Source organism: Amnibacterium endophyticum, from assembly GCF_042680685.1.
Classification (GTDB): Bacteria; Actinomycetota; Actinomycetes; order Actinomycetales; family Microbacteriaceae; genus Amnibacterium; species Amnibacterium endophyticum.
The window spans coordinates 18,509-33,468 of record NZ_JBHUEA010000006.1; the positions used below are offsets into that span (position 1 = coordinate 18,509).

At 76.2% G+C, this 14,960-nt stretch carries 16 protein-coding genes; all 16 read left to right on the forward strand.

Translation table 11 applies throughout. The annotated features are described in order from the left end of the window. The first annotated feature begins 6 nt into the window (after nt 1–6). The 16 genes from gmk (at nt 7) to ACFSBI_RS05400 (ending at nt 14,941) form a co-directional block, all read left to right on the forward strand. On the forward strand, nt 7–906 hold the full coding sequence (gmk, locus tag ACFSBI_RS05325) for a guanylate kinase (protein WP_377932781.1): 900 nt from the start codon (nt 7–9) through the stop codon (nt 904–906). Nucleotides 907–1,077: 171 nt separating this feature from the next. Next, nucleotides 1,078–1,371, forward strand: coding sequence for a DNA-directed RNA polymerase subunit omega (gene rpoZ, locus ACFSBI_RS05330; protein ID WP_377932783.1), 294 nt, complete (start codon nt 1,078–1,080; stop codon nt 1,369–1,371). Nucleotides 1,372–1,397: 26 nt separating this feature from the next. Then, on the forward strand, nt 1,398–2,630 hold the full coding sequence (gene coaBC, locus ACFSBI_RS05335; RefSeq protein WP_377932785.1) for a bifunctional phosphopantothenoylcysteine decarboxylase/phosphopantothenate--cysteine ligase CoaBC: 1,233 nt from the start codon (nt 1,398–1,400) through the stop codon (nt 2,628–2,630). 29 nt (nt 2,631–2,659) lie between these two features. Next, nucleotides 2,660–3,847, forward strand: a complete 1,188-nt coding sequence (gene metK, locus ACFSBI_RS05340; protein WP_377932786.1) for a methionine adenosyltransferase — start codon at nt 2,660–2,662, stop codon at nt 3,845–3,847. A 5-nt stretch (nt 3,848–3,852) separates the two neighbouring features. After that, entirely contained in the window at nt 3,853–5,730 is a 1,878-nt protein-coding gene (locus tag ACFSBI_RS05345; protein ID WP_377932788.1) for a primosomal protein N' family DNA-binding protein, read from the forward strand. Nucleotides 5,731–6,173: 443 nt separating this feature from the next. Further along, the gene (gene fmt / locus ACFSBI_RS05350; protein ID WP_377932790.1) at nt 6,174–7,082 is read left to right on the forward strand and encodes a methionyl-tRNA formyltransferase; all 909 of its coding nucleotides are present in this window, start codon (nt 6,174–6,176) and stop codon (nt 7,080–7,082) included. Next, entirely contained in the window at nt 7,079–8,437 is a 1,359-nt protein-coding gene (locus ACFSBI_RS05355) for an RsmB/NOP family class I SAM-dependent RNA methyltransferase (RefSeq protein WP_377932792.1), read from the forward strand. The genes fmt and ACFSBI_RS05355 overlap by 4 nt, the downstream gene beginning before the upstream one ends. Before the next feature lie 83 nt (nt 8,438–8,520). After that, the gene (locus ACFSBI_RS05360) at nt 8,521–9,453 is read left to right on the forward strand and encodes a proline iminopeptidase-family hydrolase (protein ID WP_377932794.1); all 933 of its coding nucleotides are present in this window, start codon (nt 8,521–8,523) and stop codon (nt 9,451–9,453) included. Between the two features lie 62 nt (nt 9,454–9,515). Beyond that, on the forward strand, nt 9,516–10,181 hold the full coding sequence (gene rpe / locus ACFSBI_RS05365) for a ribulose-phosphate 3-epimerase (protein ID WP_377932796.1): 666 nt from the start codon (nt 9,516–9,518) through the stop codon (nt 10,179–10,181). Between the two features lie 10 nt (nt 10,182–10,191). After that, nucleotides 10,192–10,455, forward strand: a complete 264-nt coding sequence (locus ACFSBI_RS05370) for a phosphoribosyl-ATP diphosphatase (RefSeq protein ID WP_377932798.1) — start codon at nt 10,192–10,194, stop codon at nt 10,453–10,455. Nucleotides 10,456–10,497: 42 nt separating this feature from the next. Next, nucleotides 10,498–11,337 carry an ATP phosphoribosyltransferase gene (hisG, locus tag ACFSBI_RS05375; RefSeq protein ID WP_377932800.1) on the forward strand — a complete coding sequence of 280 codons (840 nt, stop codon included), beginning with the start codon at nt 10,498–10,500 and terminating at the stop codon, nt 11,335–11,337. Beyond that, nucleotides 11,334–12,095 carry an imidazole glycerol phosphate synthase subunit HisF gene (hisF, locus tag ACFSBI_RS05380; protein WP_377932973.1) on the forward strand — a complete coding sequence of 254 codons (762 nt, stop codon included), beginning with the start codon at nt 11,334–11,336 and terminating at the stop codon, nt 12,093–12,095. Before hisG ends, hisF begins: the two co-directional genes overlap by 4 nt. Nucleotides 12,096–12,105: 10 nt before the next feature. Beyond that, nucleotides 12,106–12,480 carry a phosphoribosyl-AMP cyclohydrolase gene (gene hisI, locus ACFSBI_RS05385; protein ID WP_377932802.1) on the forward strand — a complete coding sequence of 125 codons (375 nt, stop codon included), beginning with the start codon at nt 12,106–12,108 and terminating at the stop codon, nt 12,478–12,480. After that, nucleotides 12,480–14,021 carry an anthranilate synthase component I gene (locus ACFSBI_RS05390; protein WP_377932804.1) on the forward strand — a complete coding sequence of 514 codons (1,542 nt, stop codon included), beginning with the start codon at nt 12,480–12,482 and terminating at the stop codon, nt 14,019–14,021. The genes hisI and ACFSBI_RS05390 overlap by 1 nt, the downstream gene beginning before the upstream one ends. After that, the gene (locus ACFSBI_RS05395) at nt 14,018–14,578 is read left to right on the forward strand and encodes a Trp biosynthesis-associated membrane protein (protein WP_377932806.1); all 561 of its coding nucleotides are present in this window, start codon (nt 14,018–14,020) and stop codon (nt 14,576–14,578) included. Before ACFSBI_RS05390 ends, ACFSBI_RS05395 begins: the two co-directional genes overlap by 4 nt. Nucleotides 14,579–14,713: 135 nt before the next feature. After that, nucleotides 14,714–14,941, forward strand: a complete 228-nt coding sequence (locus tag ACFSBI_RS05400) for an HGxxPAAW family protein (RefSeq protein WP_377932808.1) — start codon at nt 14,714–14,716, stop codon at nt 14,939–14,941. Nucleotides 14,942–14,960: the final 19 nt, after the last annotated feature.

Below are 14,960 nucleotides of genomic sequence, written 5' to 3' on the forward strand. Positions count from 1 at the left end.
GCAGCCGTGGTGAACCCGCCCGAGGTCGACCGGCTCGCCGGCTCCCGGGCCGCGGTCGCGGCCCGCCGCGCCCGCGCGGAGGTGAAGCGGCAGGTGTCGAGCGGCGAGCGCAGCGCCAGCGAGGTGCTGTCGGCCGCCGCGCGGGACGGCGCCCAGCCGGAGTCGACCCTGCGGGTCAGCGAGCTGATCGGCTCCATCCCGTGGCTCGGGCCGACGAGGACCGCGAAGATCATGCAGGAGCTGAAGATCTCGCCGTCGAAGCGCCTCGGCGGGCTCGGCGTGCACCAGTACCAGCGGCTCCACGAGTTCCTCGTCCGCCGGCAGGCGCCGCGCCGGGCGGGGGAGGAGCGGCCCGTGAGCCGCCTCGTGGTGCTCGCCGGGCCGACCGCCGTCGGCAAGGGCACGGTCGCCGGGTACATCCGGGAGCACTACCCGGAGGTGCTGCTGTCGATCAGCGCGACGACCCGGCCGCCCCGGCCGGGCGAGATCGACGGGGTCACCTACTACTTCCTCACCGACGCGCAGTTCGACGGCATGGTCGAGACGAACCAGTTCCTCGAGCACGCGACGGTGCACAACGCCTACCGCTACGGCACGCCCCGCGCGCCGATCGAGTCCGCGATCGAGTCCGGCCGCAGCGTGCTGCTCGAGATCGACATCCAGGGCGCGCGGCAGGTGCGCGAGGCGTTCCCCGAGGCCCGGCTCGTGTTCCTGCTGCCGCCGACCTGGGACGAGCTGGTGCGCCGCCTCACCGGGCGCGGCACCGAGTCGCCCGAGGAGCAGCAGCGCAGGCTCGAGACCGCCCGCGTCGAGCTGGCGGCCCAGGACGAGTTCGACGCGGCCGTCGTGAACCGCGACGTCGGCGAGGCGGCCCGCGAGGTCGTGGACTTGATGACTCTCTCGTAGGACCCGGCAGGACGGTCCGAGTCGCGACCCGTCGCTCCGCTCGGGGCCCCGCCTCGGCCCGCCGGGCGATCGGCTCCTGCGTCGCCGCGCCCGCCGGGCGCCGCTCACGCGGCGGCTCGCTGCGCTCGCGGTCCGGTATCCTCGAGGGTCGCCGAATCGAACGGAGCACGCATGTCCAGCACCAAGGGGATCATCGACCCGCCCATCGACGAGCTGCTGACGAAGGTCGACTCGAAGTACGGCCTGGTCATCTTCGCGTCCAAGCGCGCGCGGCAGATCAACGACTACTACGCGGACCTGCACGAGGGCAGCCTGTTCGACAACGTCGGCCCGCTCGTCGAGTCCTCGATCGAGGACAAGCCGCTGTCGGTCGCGCTCCGCGAGATCAACGACGACAAGCTCCGCATCACGGCCGTCGACCAGGCGCCCGAGGTCGACGAGCCCGCCGACGACGAGCAGCTCTGAGCCGCTCGGCCTGACCGGTCGCTGACGTGAAGGCGGTCGTCGGGATCTCGGGCGGCATCGCCGCCTACAAGGCGGTCGGCGTCGTCCGGGCGCTCGTGCTCGCGGGGCACGACGTGCACGTCGTGCCGACCGCGGCGGCGCTGCGCTTCGTCGGGCGTCCGACGCTCGAGGCGATCAGCCGCAACCCGGTCGAGTCCGACCTGTACGAGGGCGTCGCCGAGGTGCGGCACGTGGCGCTCGGCCAGAGCGCCGACCTGATCGTGATCGCCCCCGCGACCGCCAACACGCTCGCGCGGCTCGCCGCCGGTCTCGCGGACGACCTGCTCGGCACGACCGTGCTCGCCTCCGCGGCCCCGCTCGTCGTGGCGCCCGCGATGCACACCGAGATGTGGGAGCACGCGGCGACGCAGGCCAACGTGCGCACCCTCGAGCAGCGCGGCGTCGTGCTGGTCGGTCCCGTGTCCGGGCAGCTGACCGGGCAGGACGCGGGCGTCGGCCGGATGGCGGAGCCGGCCGACATCGTCGCCGCGGCGCTCGACGCCGCGATCGCCGCGAACCCGGACCTCGACCGCGCCGTCCCGCCGCCGCCCCCGGACGACTCGCTCGCGGGCAAGCGGGTGCTGATCACCGCCGGCGGCACGCGGGAGGCGCTCGATCCGGTCCGCTTCCTCGGCAACGCCTCCACCGGCCGCCAGGGGGTGTCGCTCGCCGAGGCGGCCCGCGACCGCGGCGCCGAGGTCGTGCTCGTCGCGGCCAACCTCGAGGTGCCCGCGCCGGCCGGCGTCGAGCTCGTGACCGTCGTGTCCGCCGAGGAGCTGCTGGCCGCCGCACGCCGTGAGGCGGACCGCGCGGACCTCGTGGTGATGGCCGCCGCCGTCGCCGACTACCGGCCCGCGACCACCGCGCCGCTCAAGCTGAAGAAGGCCGACCTCGGCGAGCGCGTGTCCGTCGAGCTGGTCCGGAACCCGGACGTGCTCGCGACGCTCGCCGCCGAGCGGCCGCGCGCCGACCAGGTGGTCGTGGGCTTCGCCGCCGAGACGGAGGCGGACCCGGAACGGCTGCTCGCCCTCGGGCGGGAGAAGCTCGCCGCCAAGGGCGCCGACTTCCTCGTCGTGAACCGGGTCGGCTTCGACCGCGGCTTCGGCGAGGGCGCGACGCGGGTCGCCGTGCTCGGCCGGGGCGGCGACGTCGTCGCGGAGGCGGAGGGCGACAAGCCGTCGGTGGCCGCTGCCATCCTCGACGCGGTCGCTCCGCGCTGACCGCACCCGCCCTCCTGTCTGGAACCGTCATGCCCCTGCGCCTGTTCACGTCCGAGTCCGTCACCCCGGGCCACCCCGACAAGATCTGCGACCAGATCTCCGACAGCGTCCTCGACGCCCTCGTCGCGCAGGACCCGCACGCCCGCGTCGCGGTGGAGACGCTCGTCACGACCGGGCTCGTGCACGTCGCCGGCGAGGTGTCCACGACCGGGTACGCCGACATCCCCGGCATCGTCCGCGACCGCATCCGCGCCATCGGCTACGACTCGTCGGACCAGAGCTTCGACGGCTCCACCTGCGGCGTGACCGTGTCGATCGGCTCGCAGTCCGTCGACATCGCCCGCGGCGTCGACCGCGCCGTCGAGGCCCGTGGCGGGTCCTCCGACGCGTACGACCAGCTGGGCGCCGGCGACCAGGGGATCATGTTCGGCTACGCCGTCCGCGAGACGCCGGAGCTGATGCCGATCCCGGTCGCGCTCGCCCACCGGCTCGCCCAGCGGCTGACCGAGGTGCGCCGGTCGGGCGATCTGACCTACCTGCGGCCCGACGGCAAGACCCAGGTAACCGTCGGCTACGACGGCGAGCGCGCCGTGAGCGTCGAGGCGGTCGTCGTGTCGACGCAGCACGCCCCGTGGATCGCGACCGCGGAGCTGCAGGACGACGTGCGGCGCCTGGTCGTCGAGCCGGTGCTCGCCGGGTCGGGCCTCGACGTCGGGTCCCCGACGCTCCACATCAACCCCTCCGGCCGCTTCGAGGTCGGCGGCCCGAAGGCGGACGCGGGGCTGACGGGCCGCAAGATCATCGTCGACACCTACGGCGGCGCCGCCCGCCACGGCGGCGGCGCCTTCAGCGGCAAGGACCCGTCGAAGGTCGACCGGTCCGCCGCCTACGCGATGCGGTGGGTCGCGAAGAACGCGGTGGCCGCCGGGCTCGCCGACCGGCTCGAGCTGCAGGTCGCCTACGCCATCGGCGCGAGCTCGCCCGTCGGCCTGTACGCCGAGACCTTCGGCACGGCGCACGTGCCGGAGGAGCGGATCGTGTCCGCCGTCCGCGAGGTCTTCGACCTGCGACCGGCCGCGATCATCGACGCGCTCGACCTGCGACGGCCGATCTACGCGCAGACCGCCGCATTCGGCCACTTCGGCCGCGAGCTGCCGGACTTCACCTGGGAGCGCACGGACCGCGCGGCCGACCTGGCCTCCGCCGCCGGCCTGTAGCCGCCGTGGCCGACGACGCCGGTCGGAGCGGGAGCGCGGCGAGCCAAGGGACCGCTCCGGCCGGCGGACCCGACCCCCAGGACCTCAGCTCCGCGCCGACCGGATCCCGCCCGTCGGTCGCGAAGGTCGCCCTCGACTCGCCGCTGCCGCGTCTCGACCACCTCTTCGACTACCGGGTCCCCGAGTCGCTGGCGGACGAGGTGCGGCCCGGCGTCCGCGTGAAGGTGCCGCTGCGGAGCGCCGGCCGCGTCGCCGACGGGTACGTCGTCGCGCTCGCGGACACGACGGACGCGCCGGGGGAGCTGAACCCGATCGACCGCGTCCTCTCCCCGGCACCGGTGCTCGCCCCCGAGGTGTGGCGTCTCGCGCGCGCGGTCGCGGACCGCGCCGCCGGGGTCGCGAGCGACGTCCTGCGCCTCGCGGTGCCGAAGCGGCAGGCGCGCGTCGAGCAGCGCTGGGCGCCGGCCGATCCGCCGCCGCCGATCGAGGTGGAGCCCGATCCCCTCGCGGACGCGCTCCTCGGCGGTGGGCGGGTCGCCGCGCTGCCGACCCCGCACCAGGTCGCGGTCGGCGCGGACTGGCCCGCCGGCTGGGCCGTCGACGTCGCCCGCGTCGCCGCCGCCGTCGCGGCGAAGGGGCGCACGACGATCGTCGCCGTCCCGGACCGGCGCGACCTCGACCAGCTCGAGCAGGTGCTCTGCGCCGGCCCCGCCGCGTCGCTCGTCCTGCGGATCGACGCCACCCGCACCCCGGCCGCGCGCTCCCGCGCGCACCTCTCGGCGCTGCAGCCCGGCCCGCACGTCGTCATCGGCAACCGCTCCGCCGTGTACGCGCCCGCGGCGGAGCTCGGCGCGATCATCGTGTGGGAGGAGGCCGACCCGTTCCTCGACGAACCGCTCGCGCCCTACGCGAACGCCCGGGACGTCGCCCTGCTGCGGCAGGAGCAGTCCGGCGCCGGCCTGCTCCTGCTCTCCTCGAGCCGCTCCTCCACGGTCGAGCGGCTGGTGCGCCTCGGCTGGCTCACCGACTGGCCGACGCCGCGGGGACGCCCGCAGGTCGTGCTGACGCCGGACGACCCGGCGACCGGCGCCGGCCCCGGCAGGCGCATCCCGTCGGCCGCCTACCGCGCCGCCCAGCAGGCGATCCAGGCCGGCCCGGTGCTGGTCCAGGTCGCCCGTCCCGGCGACGCGGCGCTGCGGGCGCTGCGCGCCGGCGAGGCGCCGATGCCGATCGACGCGGGCCGCACCGCCCACGAGCTCGGCCGGGCCTTCCCGCGCGTCCCCGTGCTGGTCGCCGACGGCGACCACGTGCACGACACCGTCGGCCCGGAACCCCGCCTCGTCGTCGCCACCCGCGGCGCCGAGCCCCGCGCGCCCGGCGGCTACCGCGCCGTGCTGCTGCTCGACGGCACCCGGATGCTGCTGCGCGAGTCGCTGTGGGTCGCGGAGGACTGCCTGCGCTGGTGGTCCGCCGCCGCCACCCTCGCCGCCCCCGACGCGCCCGTGCACCTCGTCGGCGTCACCGGCGACGTGGCCACCGCGCTCGCCACCTGGCGGTCCCCGGACTTCGCCGCCCGCCAGCTCGCCGACCGCCGCGTCCTCCGCTTCCCGCCCGCCGTGCGCACCGCCGTCGCCACCGGCCCCGTCCCGGCCGTGGAGGAGCTGCTCGAGGCCTGGACCGCCGCAGGCGCCGACCTCGTCACCCGCAGCACCCGCGACGGCGCCGAGCGCGCCGTCATACGCTTCCCGACCGCCGCCGGCGCCCGCGTCGCCGGCACCGCCAAGTCCGCGCTGCTCAAGCACGGCTCGGCGCGCCGACCCCGACCGCCCGCCCCGCCGCCCCCGGTGCTGCGCGTGCGCTTCGACCCCCACGAGCCGTTCTGATTCTTGTGGAGCGCCTGGGTCGCGACCGGCTCTGTGTTCTCTGGAGCGCCCGGGTCGCGACCGGCTTCGCCGGCCCCGTCCCGGGTGCTGCGGCTTCGCTCCGCTGCGCCGCGGTCTTCGGCGGCATGAGCCGCCGGGGCGCTTCGCGCCCTGCTCGTGCTGGGGGCGGCGGCGCCGCGCCCGGCTCGGTCTTCTCTGGAGCGCCCGGGCCGCGACCGGCTTCGCCGGCCCCGTCCCGGGTGCTGCGGCTCCGCTGCGCTGCGCCGCGGTTCTCGGCGGCATGAGCCGCCGGGGCGCTTCGCGCCCTGCCGCGCGACGGTGCGGCGGCGCCGCGACCGGCTTCGCCGGCCCCGTCGCCGCCGAGGTGCTGCGCGCCCGGCTCGTGCCGCTGCTCGGGAGGGGGCGCTGCTCGACGGCGTCGGCGGGGTGGCAGGCTTGGGGGGATGCGCCTGATCTTCGCCGGTACGCCGGATGCGGCCGTGCCGGCGCTCGAGGCGTTCGCCGCGTCGCAGCACGAGATCGTCCGCGTCGTCACCCGGCCGCCCGCACCGCTCGGGCGCAAGCGGGTCGTCATGCCCTCGCCGGTCCACGCGGCCGCCGACCGGCTCGGCCTGCCGGTGCTGCCCGCAGCCCGCCTCGACGCGGACGCCACCGCGCGGCTCACCGCGGATGCGGCCGACCTCGCCGTCGTCGTCGCCTACGGCGGCCTCGTCCGCGAGCCCCTGCTGTCCGCGCCCGTGCACGGCTGGATCAACCTCCACTTCTCGCTGCTGCCCCGCTGGCGCGGCGCCGCACCCGTGCAGCACGCGCTCATCGCCGGCGACCGCACCACCGGCGTCGACGTCTTCCGCCTCGAGGCCGGCCTCGACACCGGCCCGGTCGTCGCGCGCGAGGCCGTCCCGATCGTCCCCGACGAGACCGCCGCCGCGCTGCTGCCCAGGCTCGCCGGCATCGGCGCCCGCGTGCTCGCCGCCGCGGTCGACCGCATCGCCGACGGGTCCGCCGCCTTCGCCCCGCAGGCCGGTGCGGCGACGGCCGCGCCGAAGCTCTCGCTCGACGACGGACGGCTCGACTGGACGCTCCCGGCGCAGCGGGTGCACGATCGCTACCGCGGCTGCACCCCCGAGCCCGGCGCCTGGACCACGGCGGGGGAGCGGCGCCTCAAGGTGCTCGAGGCCGCACTCGCGCCCGAGGCGGCCCTGGACCCGGGCGAGCTCGGCGGCGAGCGGGAGGTGCTGGTCGGCTGCGGCGAGGGCGCGCTGCCGCTGCTGCGGGTGCAGCCGGAGGGCCGGGGGGCGATGCCCGCGGCCGACTGGCGGCGCGGGCTCGGGGCCGCGGTGCGGCTCTCGTGAGCGTCAGCCCGGCGCGGCGGATCGCCCTCGAGGTCCTCACGGGGGTGCGGGAGCGCGACGCCTACGCGAACCTGCTGCTGCCCGCGGTGCTGCAGCGCGCGCGGCCGTCCGCGGCGGACGCCGCCTTCGCCACGGAGCTGGCCTACGGCACGCTCCGGCTGCTGGGCCGCTACGACGCGATCGTCGCCGCCGCTGCCCGCCGCCCCGCGGCACGGATCGACCCGCCCGTCCTCGACGTCCTGCGGCTCGGCGCGCACCAGCTGCTCGCGACCCGCACGCCCGCCCATGCGGCCGTGCACCAGTCGGTCGAGCAGGTCCGGCAGGCGGTCGGCGCCCGCGCGACGGGCTTCGCGAACGCGGTCCTGCGGCGCATCGGCGAGCGCGACGACGCCGCATGGACGGATGTCCTGCTCGACGGCGTCGAGGACCCCGCCGAGCGCCGGGGCCTCGCCACCGGTCATCCCGCCTGGGTGGTCCGCGAGCTGCAGCGCGCCCTCGACGGCGACGACCTCGACGAGCTGCTCCGCGTCGACGACGTCGCGCCGCCCGTCGGCCTCGCGGCGCTGCCGGGGCTCGCCGAGCGGGAGGGGCTGCTCGACCGCGAGCCCCGGGTCGATCCGCACCCGCTGTCGCCGATCGGCGCCGTGCTCGACGCCGGCGACCCGCGGGCCGTGCCCGGCGTGGCCGAGGGCGTGGTGCGGGTGCAGGACCCGGGCTCGCAGCTCGTCGCGCTCGCACTCATCCGCGCACGACCGGTCGTGGCGGGGGAGCGCTGGCTCGACCTCTGCGCCGGCCCCGGCGGCAAGGCCGCCCTGCTCGCCGCCGAGGCCCGCCTCGGCGGCGCCTCCCTCGTCGCGAACGAGCAGGCACCGACCCGCGCCCTGCTCGTCGAGCAGGCGCTCGCCGCCGTGCCGGGCCGCCACCCCGTCGAGACCGGCGACGGCCGCCGGTTCGTCCGCGGCGACCGCCGCTTCGACCGCGTGCTCCTCGACGCGCCCTGCTCCGGGCTCGGCGCGCTGCGGCGCCGCCCCGAGGCCCGCTGGCGCAAGCGCCCCGACGACCTCCCGCCGCTGACGGCGCTGCAGGGCGTGCTCCTCGACGCGGCCGTCGCGGCGACCGCGCCGGGCGGACTCGTCGCCTATGTCACGTGCTCGCCGGTCGCGGCCGAGACGACGGAGGTCGTCTCGGCCGCGCTCGCCCGCCACGACCGCCTGCGCGCGCTCCCCACCACCGAGGTGCTCGAGCGGCTCGCCGGGGTGCCGCTGCCGGGCGCGCGGCGGGGGACCGCCGCGCAGCTGTGGCCCCACCGGCACGCCACCGACGCGATGTTCGTCCAGCTGCTCGAGGCGCGCTGACGGCTGCCGATCCGGCCGCGCCTCGCAGCGGGCCATCAGTCCGCTCTGGATCCTCCAAGGATGCGGCGGGCCATGCTGGCACCGTGCCCGTCGAGACCCGCACCGTCCCCTTCCGCGACCTGTCCACCTGGGTGCAGGTGACCGCGCCGGAGCACCCCGTGCCCGGAGCCCTGCCGCTCGTCGTGCTGCACGGCGGCCCGGGGATGGCGCACGACTACGTCCGCAACCTCGCGGCGCTCGCCGACGAGACGGGGCGGACGGTCGTGCACTACGACCAGGTCGGCTGCGGCCGCAGCAGCCACCGGCCCGACGCGCCCGCCGACTTCTGGACCCCGCAGCTGTTCGTGGACGAGTTCCAGAACCTCGTCGAGGCGCTCGGCCTCGAGCGCTACCACCTGCTCGGGCAGTCGTGGGGCGGGATGCTCGGCGCGGAGATCGCGGTGCGGCGTCCCGCCGGTCTCGCCTCCCTCGCGATCTGCAACTCGCCCGCGTCCATGCCGCTCTGGGTCGCCGGCGCGAACGCGCTGCGGGCGCAGCTGCCGGACGAGGTGCGCGACGCCCTCGACCGCCACGAGGCGGACGGCACCGTCGACGACCCCGAGTACCTCGACGCGACGCGCGTGTTCTACGAGCGGCACGTCTGCCGCGTCGTGCCGGCGCCGCAGGACTTCGTGGACACGGAGCGGCAGATGGAGGCGGAGCCGACCGTCTACCACACCATGAACGGGGTCAACGAGTTCTTCGTGACCGGCACCCTCAAGGACTGGACGGTCGTCGACCGGCTCGGCGACGTCGCCGTGCCGACCCTCGTCGTCGCGGGCGAGTTCGACGAGGCGACCCCGGAGGCGTGGGCGCCGTTCGTCGAGCGGATCCCGAACGCCCGCAGCCGCGTCTTTGCGGACGCGAGCCACTGCACGCACCTCGAGCAGCCGGAGGCGTTCCGCGCCGTCGTCGCCGCGTTCCTCGCCGAGCACGAGGCCGTCGACCCCGCCGTCGCCGTCCCGAGCCCGTCCTGACCCGCCCCGTCCCGACCCGCCACGGGCGGCCCGGTCCCGGGTCGGCTGGATAGTCTCGCCGCGTGGCCGTCCGGATCGAACCGAGCATCCTCTCCGCCGACTTCACCGCCTTCGCGGCCGACATCGCGCGGATCCCCTCCGCGGACCTCGTGCACTGCGACGTGATGGACAACCACTTCGTGCCGAACCTGACGTTCGGCCTGCCGATGGTCCAGCGGCTCGCCCGGGTCAGCGCACTGCCGCTCGACGTGCACCTGATGATCGACGACCCGGACCGCTGGGCGGCGGGCTACGCCGAGGCGGGCGCGGAGACGGTGACGTTCCACGCGGAGGCCTCGCCGTCGCCCGTCGCCACCGCCCGCGCGATCCGCGCGGCGGGCGCCAGGGCCGGCCTCGCGCTCAAGCCGGCGACGGCCGCGGAGCCGTACCTGCCGCTGCTCGACGAGTTCGACCAGGTGCTCGTGATGACGGTCGAGCCGGGCTTCGGCGGGCAGTCGTTCCTCGAGCCGATGCTCGACAAGGTGCGGCGGGTGCGGGCCGCGATCGGCGACCGGGACGTGCGGCTGCAGGTCGACGGCGGCATCGGCGCCGAGACGATCGCCGCAGCCGCGCAGGCCGGCGCGGACGCCTTCGTCGCGGGCTCCGCCGTGTTCGGCGAGGACGACCCGGACGCCGCGGTGCAGCGTCTCCGCGCCCTCGCGGAGGGCCGACCGGCCCCGTCTCGCTAGCCTTGGGCGCGTGAAGACGTTCGACGCCCTGTTCGCCGAGCTGTCGGCGAAGGCGGCCGAGCGCCCCGAGGGCTCCCGCACCGTCGCCGAGCTGGACCTCGGCGTCCACGGCATCGGCAAGAAGATCGTCGAGGAGGCCGCGGAGGTCTGGATGGCGGCGGAGCACGAGAGCGACGACCGCGTCGCCGAGGAGGCGTCGCAGCTGCTCTACCACCTGCAGGTGCTGCTGATCGCGCGCGGGCTGACGCTGGAGGACGTCGGGCGACATCTCTGACGCCGCCCCTCCACCACCCCTCGTGACGAACAGGACCTCTCCATGCTGAGGATCGCCGTGCCCAACAAGGGCGCGCTCGCCGACACCGCCGCGCAGATGCTCGGCGAGGCCGGCTACCGGCTGCGCCGTGACGCGAAGGAGCTGACGGTCGCCGACCCCCGCAACGACGCGGAGTTCTTCTACCTGCGGCCGCGCGACATCGCGACCTACGTCGGCTCCGGGGCGCTGGACGTCGGCATCACCGGCCGCGACCTGCTGCTCGACTCCGGCTCCGCCGCGGTCGAGGTGGCCGCGCTCGACTTCGCGTCCTCGACCTTCCGGTTCGCCGGCCCCGCGGGCCGGTTCTCCGCGCTCGAGCAGCTCGAGGGGCTGCGGGTCGCCACCAGCTACACCGGCCTCGTCGGCGCCTTCCTCGAGCGCAGCGGCGTCACCGCGACGCTCGTGCACCTCGACGGCGCGGTGGAGACGGCGGTGCGGCTCGGCGTCGCCGACGCGGTGGCCGACGTCGTCGAGACCGGCACGACCCTGCGTGCGCAGGGCCTCGAGATCTTCGGGCCCGTGATCCTCGAGTCGACCGCGGTCCTCATCGGCGGGGCCGCCCGCGCCGAGGGCATGGAGGTGCTCGAGCGGCGACTGCAGGGCGTGCTCGTCGCCCGCCGCTACGTGATGGTCGACTACGACCTGCCCCGCGAGCTGCTCGACGAGGCCGCCCGGGTCGCGCCCGGCATCGAGTCGCCGACCGTCTCGCCGCTGCACGACCCGGCCTGGGCGGCGGTACGCGTGATGGTGCCGCGGAGCGAGATGAACCTCGTGATGGACCGCCTGTACGCGCTCGGCGCCCGCGCGATCTTCGTGACGCCGATCCACGCGGCGCGGCTCTGATGCTCGCCACCCGGGTCATCCCGTGCCTCGACGTGGCGGCGGGCCGCGTCGTCAAGGGCGTGCGGTTCCAGGGCCTCGAGGACGCCGGCGACCCGGTCGAGCTGGCCGCCCGCTACGCCGAGGACGGCGCCGACGAGATCACCTTCCTCGACGTCACGGCGACGGTGGAGGCCCGCGGCACGCTGCTCGACACCGTGCGCCGCACCGCCGAGCAGGTCTTCGTCCCCCTGACCGTCGGCGGCGGGGTGCGCACCGTCGACGACGTCGACGCGCTGCTGCAGGCCGGTGCCGACAAGATCGGGGTCAACTCGGCCGCGATCGCGCGCCCGGACCTGATCATGGAGATCGCGGCCCGCTTCGGGGCGCAGGTCTGCGTGCTCTCCCTCGACGTCCTCCACGACCCGACGTCGCCCTCCGGCTGGTCGGTCACCACCCACGGCGGCCGGACGCGGACCGGCGTCGACGCGCTCGAGTGGACCGAGCGCGCCGTCGGGCTCGGCGCGGGGGAGCTGCTGCTGAACTCGATCGACGCGGACGGCACCAAGGCGGGCTACGACCTGCGGCTCATCGAGGCCGTCCGCGCGGTGAGCAGCGTGCCGCTCATCGCCTCGGGCGGTGCGGGCGGGCTCGAGCACTTCGCGCCCGCAGTGCAGGCGGGCGCCGACGCGGTACTCGCGGCCAGCGTCTTCCACCGCGGGCTGCTGACGATCGGGCAGGTGAAGGCGGCGCTCGCCGACGCGGGCGTCGTCGTCCGCTGAACACGGGAGGATGGGCGGCGTGGACGACCAGCACCGCATCGACCCGGACCGCGCCCTCGCGCTCGCCCGCTTCGCCGCCGACGGCCTGCTGCCCGCCGTGATCCAGGAGGCGTCGACCCGCGACGTGCTCATGGTCGGCTGGATGGACCGCGAGGCGGTGCGGCGCACGCTGACCGAGGGCCGGGTGACGTTCTGGTCGCGGTCGCGGCAGGAGTACTGGCGCAAGGGCGACACCTCCGGGCACGTGCAGCACGTCCGCGGCGCCGCGCTCGACTGCGACGCCGACACGCTGCTCGTCACCGTCGACCAGACCGGCGCCGCCTGCCACACCGGCGCGCACGCCTGCTTCGACGTGCACCCGATCGAGACCGGGGGAGCCTCCTGATGCGCGGCACGACGACGCGCGAGCGGTTCGACGCGCTGCTCGACGGCCGCCGGGTCGTCCCGGTCGCCCGCGTCCTCTTCGCCGACAGCGAGACCCCGCTCGGCATCTTCCGCAAGCTCTGCGTGCGCGCCGGGGGGCGGATGCGGCCCGGCTCCTTCCTGCTCGAGTCCGCGGAGCAGGGCGGCATCTGGTCCCGCTACTCCTTCATCGGCGTCGCCGCGTTCGGCGCCCTGACCGAGCAGCGCGGCCGGCCGGTGTGGCAGGACTGGGGGCTGCCCGCCTCGCGGGCGTTCACCGGCGGCATCACGGGGGACTACCTGGAGGCGCTCGACGACCTGCACTCGCAGTGGGCCTCGCCGCCCGTGGACGGTCTGCCCCCGCTGACGGGCGGGCTCGTCGGGTACATCGGCTGGGACGCCGTGCGGCTGATCGAGCACCTGCCGGACGCCCCGCCCGCCGACTTCGCGCTGCCCGAGATCGGGATGGTCTTCGCCTCCGAGGTCGTCGCGGTCGACCACCTGGAGGGCAGCGTCTCCCTGATCGCGACGGTGCTGAACGACGGCGCGGTCGACGCCGACGCGGCGTGGGCCGACGCGCAGCGCCGCCTCGACGCGCTCGAGCGGCGGCTCGCCGTGCCCGCCGAGGCGCAGCTCGCCGAGGTCGACTTCGCGGTCGCGCCCGAGCCCGCGATGCGGACCCGGCGGGCGGACTACCTCGCGAGCGTGGAGACCGCGAAGCAGCACATCCGCGATGGCGACGTCTTCCAGGTCGTGATCGCGCAGCGCTTCGACCTGCCCACCTCGGCCGGCCCGCTCGACGTGTACCGGGTGCTGCGGCAGCTGAACCCGTCGCCGTACATGTACCTGCTCGCGCACGAGCGGCCCGACGGGTCGCCGTTCGCCGTCGTCGGGTCGTCGCCGGAGGCGCTCGTGAAGGTGGAGCGCGGCCGCGTCTTCAGCCACCCGATCGCCGGCTCGCGCCCCCGCGGCGCGACTCCCGAGGCGGACGAGGCGTTCGCCGCCGAGCTCGCGGTCGACGCCAAGGAGCGGGCGGAGCACCTGATGCTCGTCGACCTCGCGCGCAACGACCTCGCGAAGGTCTGCTCGCCCGGGTCGGTCGAGGTCACCGAGTTCATGCGCATCGAGCGCTTCAGCCACATCATGCACATCACCTCGAGCGTGGAGGGCGACGCCGGCCCGGGCGTCGGGCCGGTCGACGTGCTGCGCGCGACCTTCCCGGCGGGCACGCTGTCCGGCGCGCCGAAGCCGCGCGCGCTCGAGATCATCGACGCGCTCGAGCCCGCGAGGCGCGGCGTCTACGGCGGCGTCGTCGGCTACTTCGACTTCGCCGGCGACCTCGACCTCGCGATCGCGATCCGCACCGCGGTGATCGCGGACGGCGTCGCCCGGGTGCAGGCCGGGGGCGGCCTCGTCGCCGACTCGGTCCCCGAGCTGGAGTGGGCGGAGAGCTGGAACAAGGCGACCGCGCCGCTCAAGGCCGTCGCGGTCGCCGACGCGATGCGGCCGGTGCGCACCCCGTGACGCCCGCGCGGGAGCGGATGTTCGTCGTCCTGGCGCTCGTCGCGCTCGGCGGCTTCGCGGTGCTCGTCTCCACGCGGACGTTCGCGGTCGTGACGGTGCCGGGGCTCGCGCGGCCGGTGGAGGTCGCCGGGTCCCAGGCCGCACCGGCGCTCGCGCCGCTCGGGCTCGCGTGCCTGGCGCTCGCGGGCGCGCTGACGATCGCCGGCCCGGTCGTGCGCCGCGTGCTCGGCGCGGTCCTGGTGCTCCTCGGCGCCGCCGAGGTCCTGCTGCTCGTGCCGCTCGCCGCCGACCCCGCCTCAGGGGTGCTCGGCGCCGTGAGCACGGCGACCGGCCTCGTCGGCGCGGCCGACGGCGCCGTCGCGGGATCGGGCTGGGCGGCGGCCGGCACGGTCGGCGGCGTGCTCGCCGCGGCCGTCGGGGTGGTCGTGCTGATCCGGGCCGGCCGGTGGAGCACGGGCGGCCGGCGGTTCCGCAAGCAGGACGCCGCTGTCGTCCGCAGCACCGACCCCATCGCCGAGTGGGACGCCCTGACCCGCGGCGGCGACCCGACGGAGTGAGGCCGGGCCCGCCGGCGGCGGTCCCGTCGCGGACATCCGGGCCCGCCGCGCCGCACCCGGATGTCCGGAACCGGCCCGGGTGCGGAGGAGCACGCGCCCCGGGGGAGCGCGGCCCCCGCCGCTAGGATCTCGGGCATGGCGAACATCAGCGACGACCCCGGCCACGGCTCCTCCCCGGCGGCGTGGACCGCGGTCACGATCATGCTGATCGGCGTGGCCATCGGCACCGTCGCGCTGTTCCTGAACGTGCTCTTCCTCGTGTTCGTCGGAGCGGCGCTCGTGCCCGTCGGCCTGATCGTCGGCGGCGTGATGAAGAAGGCCGGCTACGGCGTCGGCGGCAGCCACGTCGGGAGCCACCACTGAGCACCTCGACCCTGCGCGG

Coding starts and splice junctions, on each gene's coding strand:
- ACFSBI_RS05400 (WP_377932808.1), top strand. CDS start 14,714: ATGGCGAACATCAGCGACGACCCCGGCCACGGCTCCTCCCCGGCGGCG.
- rpoZ (WP_377932783.1), top strand. CDS start 1,078: ATGTCCAGCACCAAGGGGATCATCGACCCGCCCATCGACGAGCTGCTG.
- hisG (WP_377932800.1), top strand. CDS start 10,498: ATGCTGAGGATCGCCGTGCCCAACAAGGGCGCGCTCGCCGACACCGCC.
- fmt (WP_377932790.1), top strand. CDS start 6,174: ATGCGCCTGATCTTCGCCGGTACGCCGGATGCGGCCGTGCCGGCGCTC.
- hisI (WP_377932802.1), top strand. CDS start 12,106: ATGGGCGGCGTGGACGACCAGCACCGCATCGACCCGGACCGCGCCCTC.
- ACFSBI_RS05390 (WP_377932804.1), top strand. CDS start 12,480: ATGCGCGGCACGACGACGCGCGAGCGGTTCGACGCGCTGCTCGACGGC.
- metK (WP_377932786.1), top strand. CDS start 2,660: ATGCCCCTGCGCCTGTTCACGTCCGAGTCCGTCACCCCGGGCCACCCC.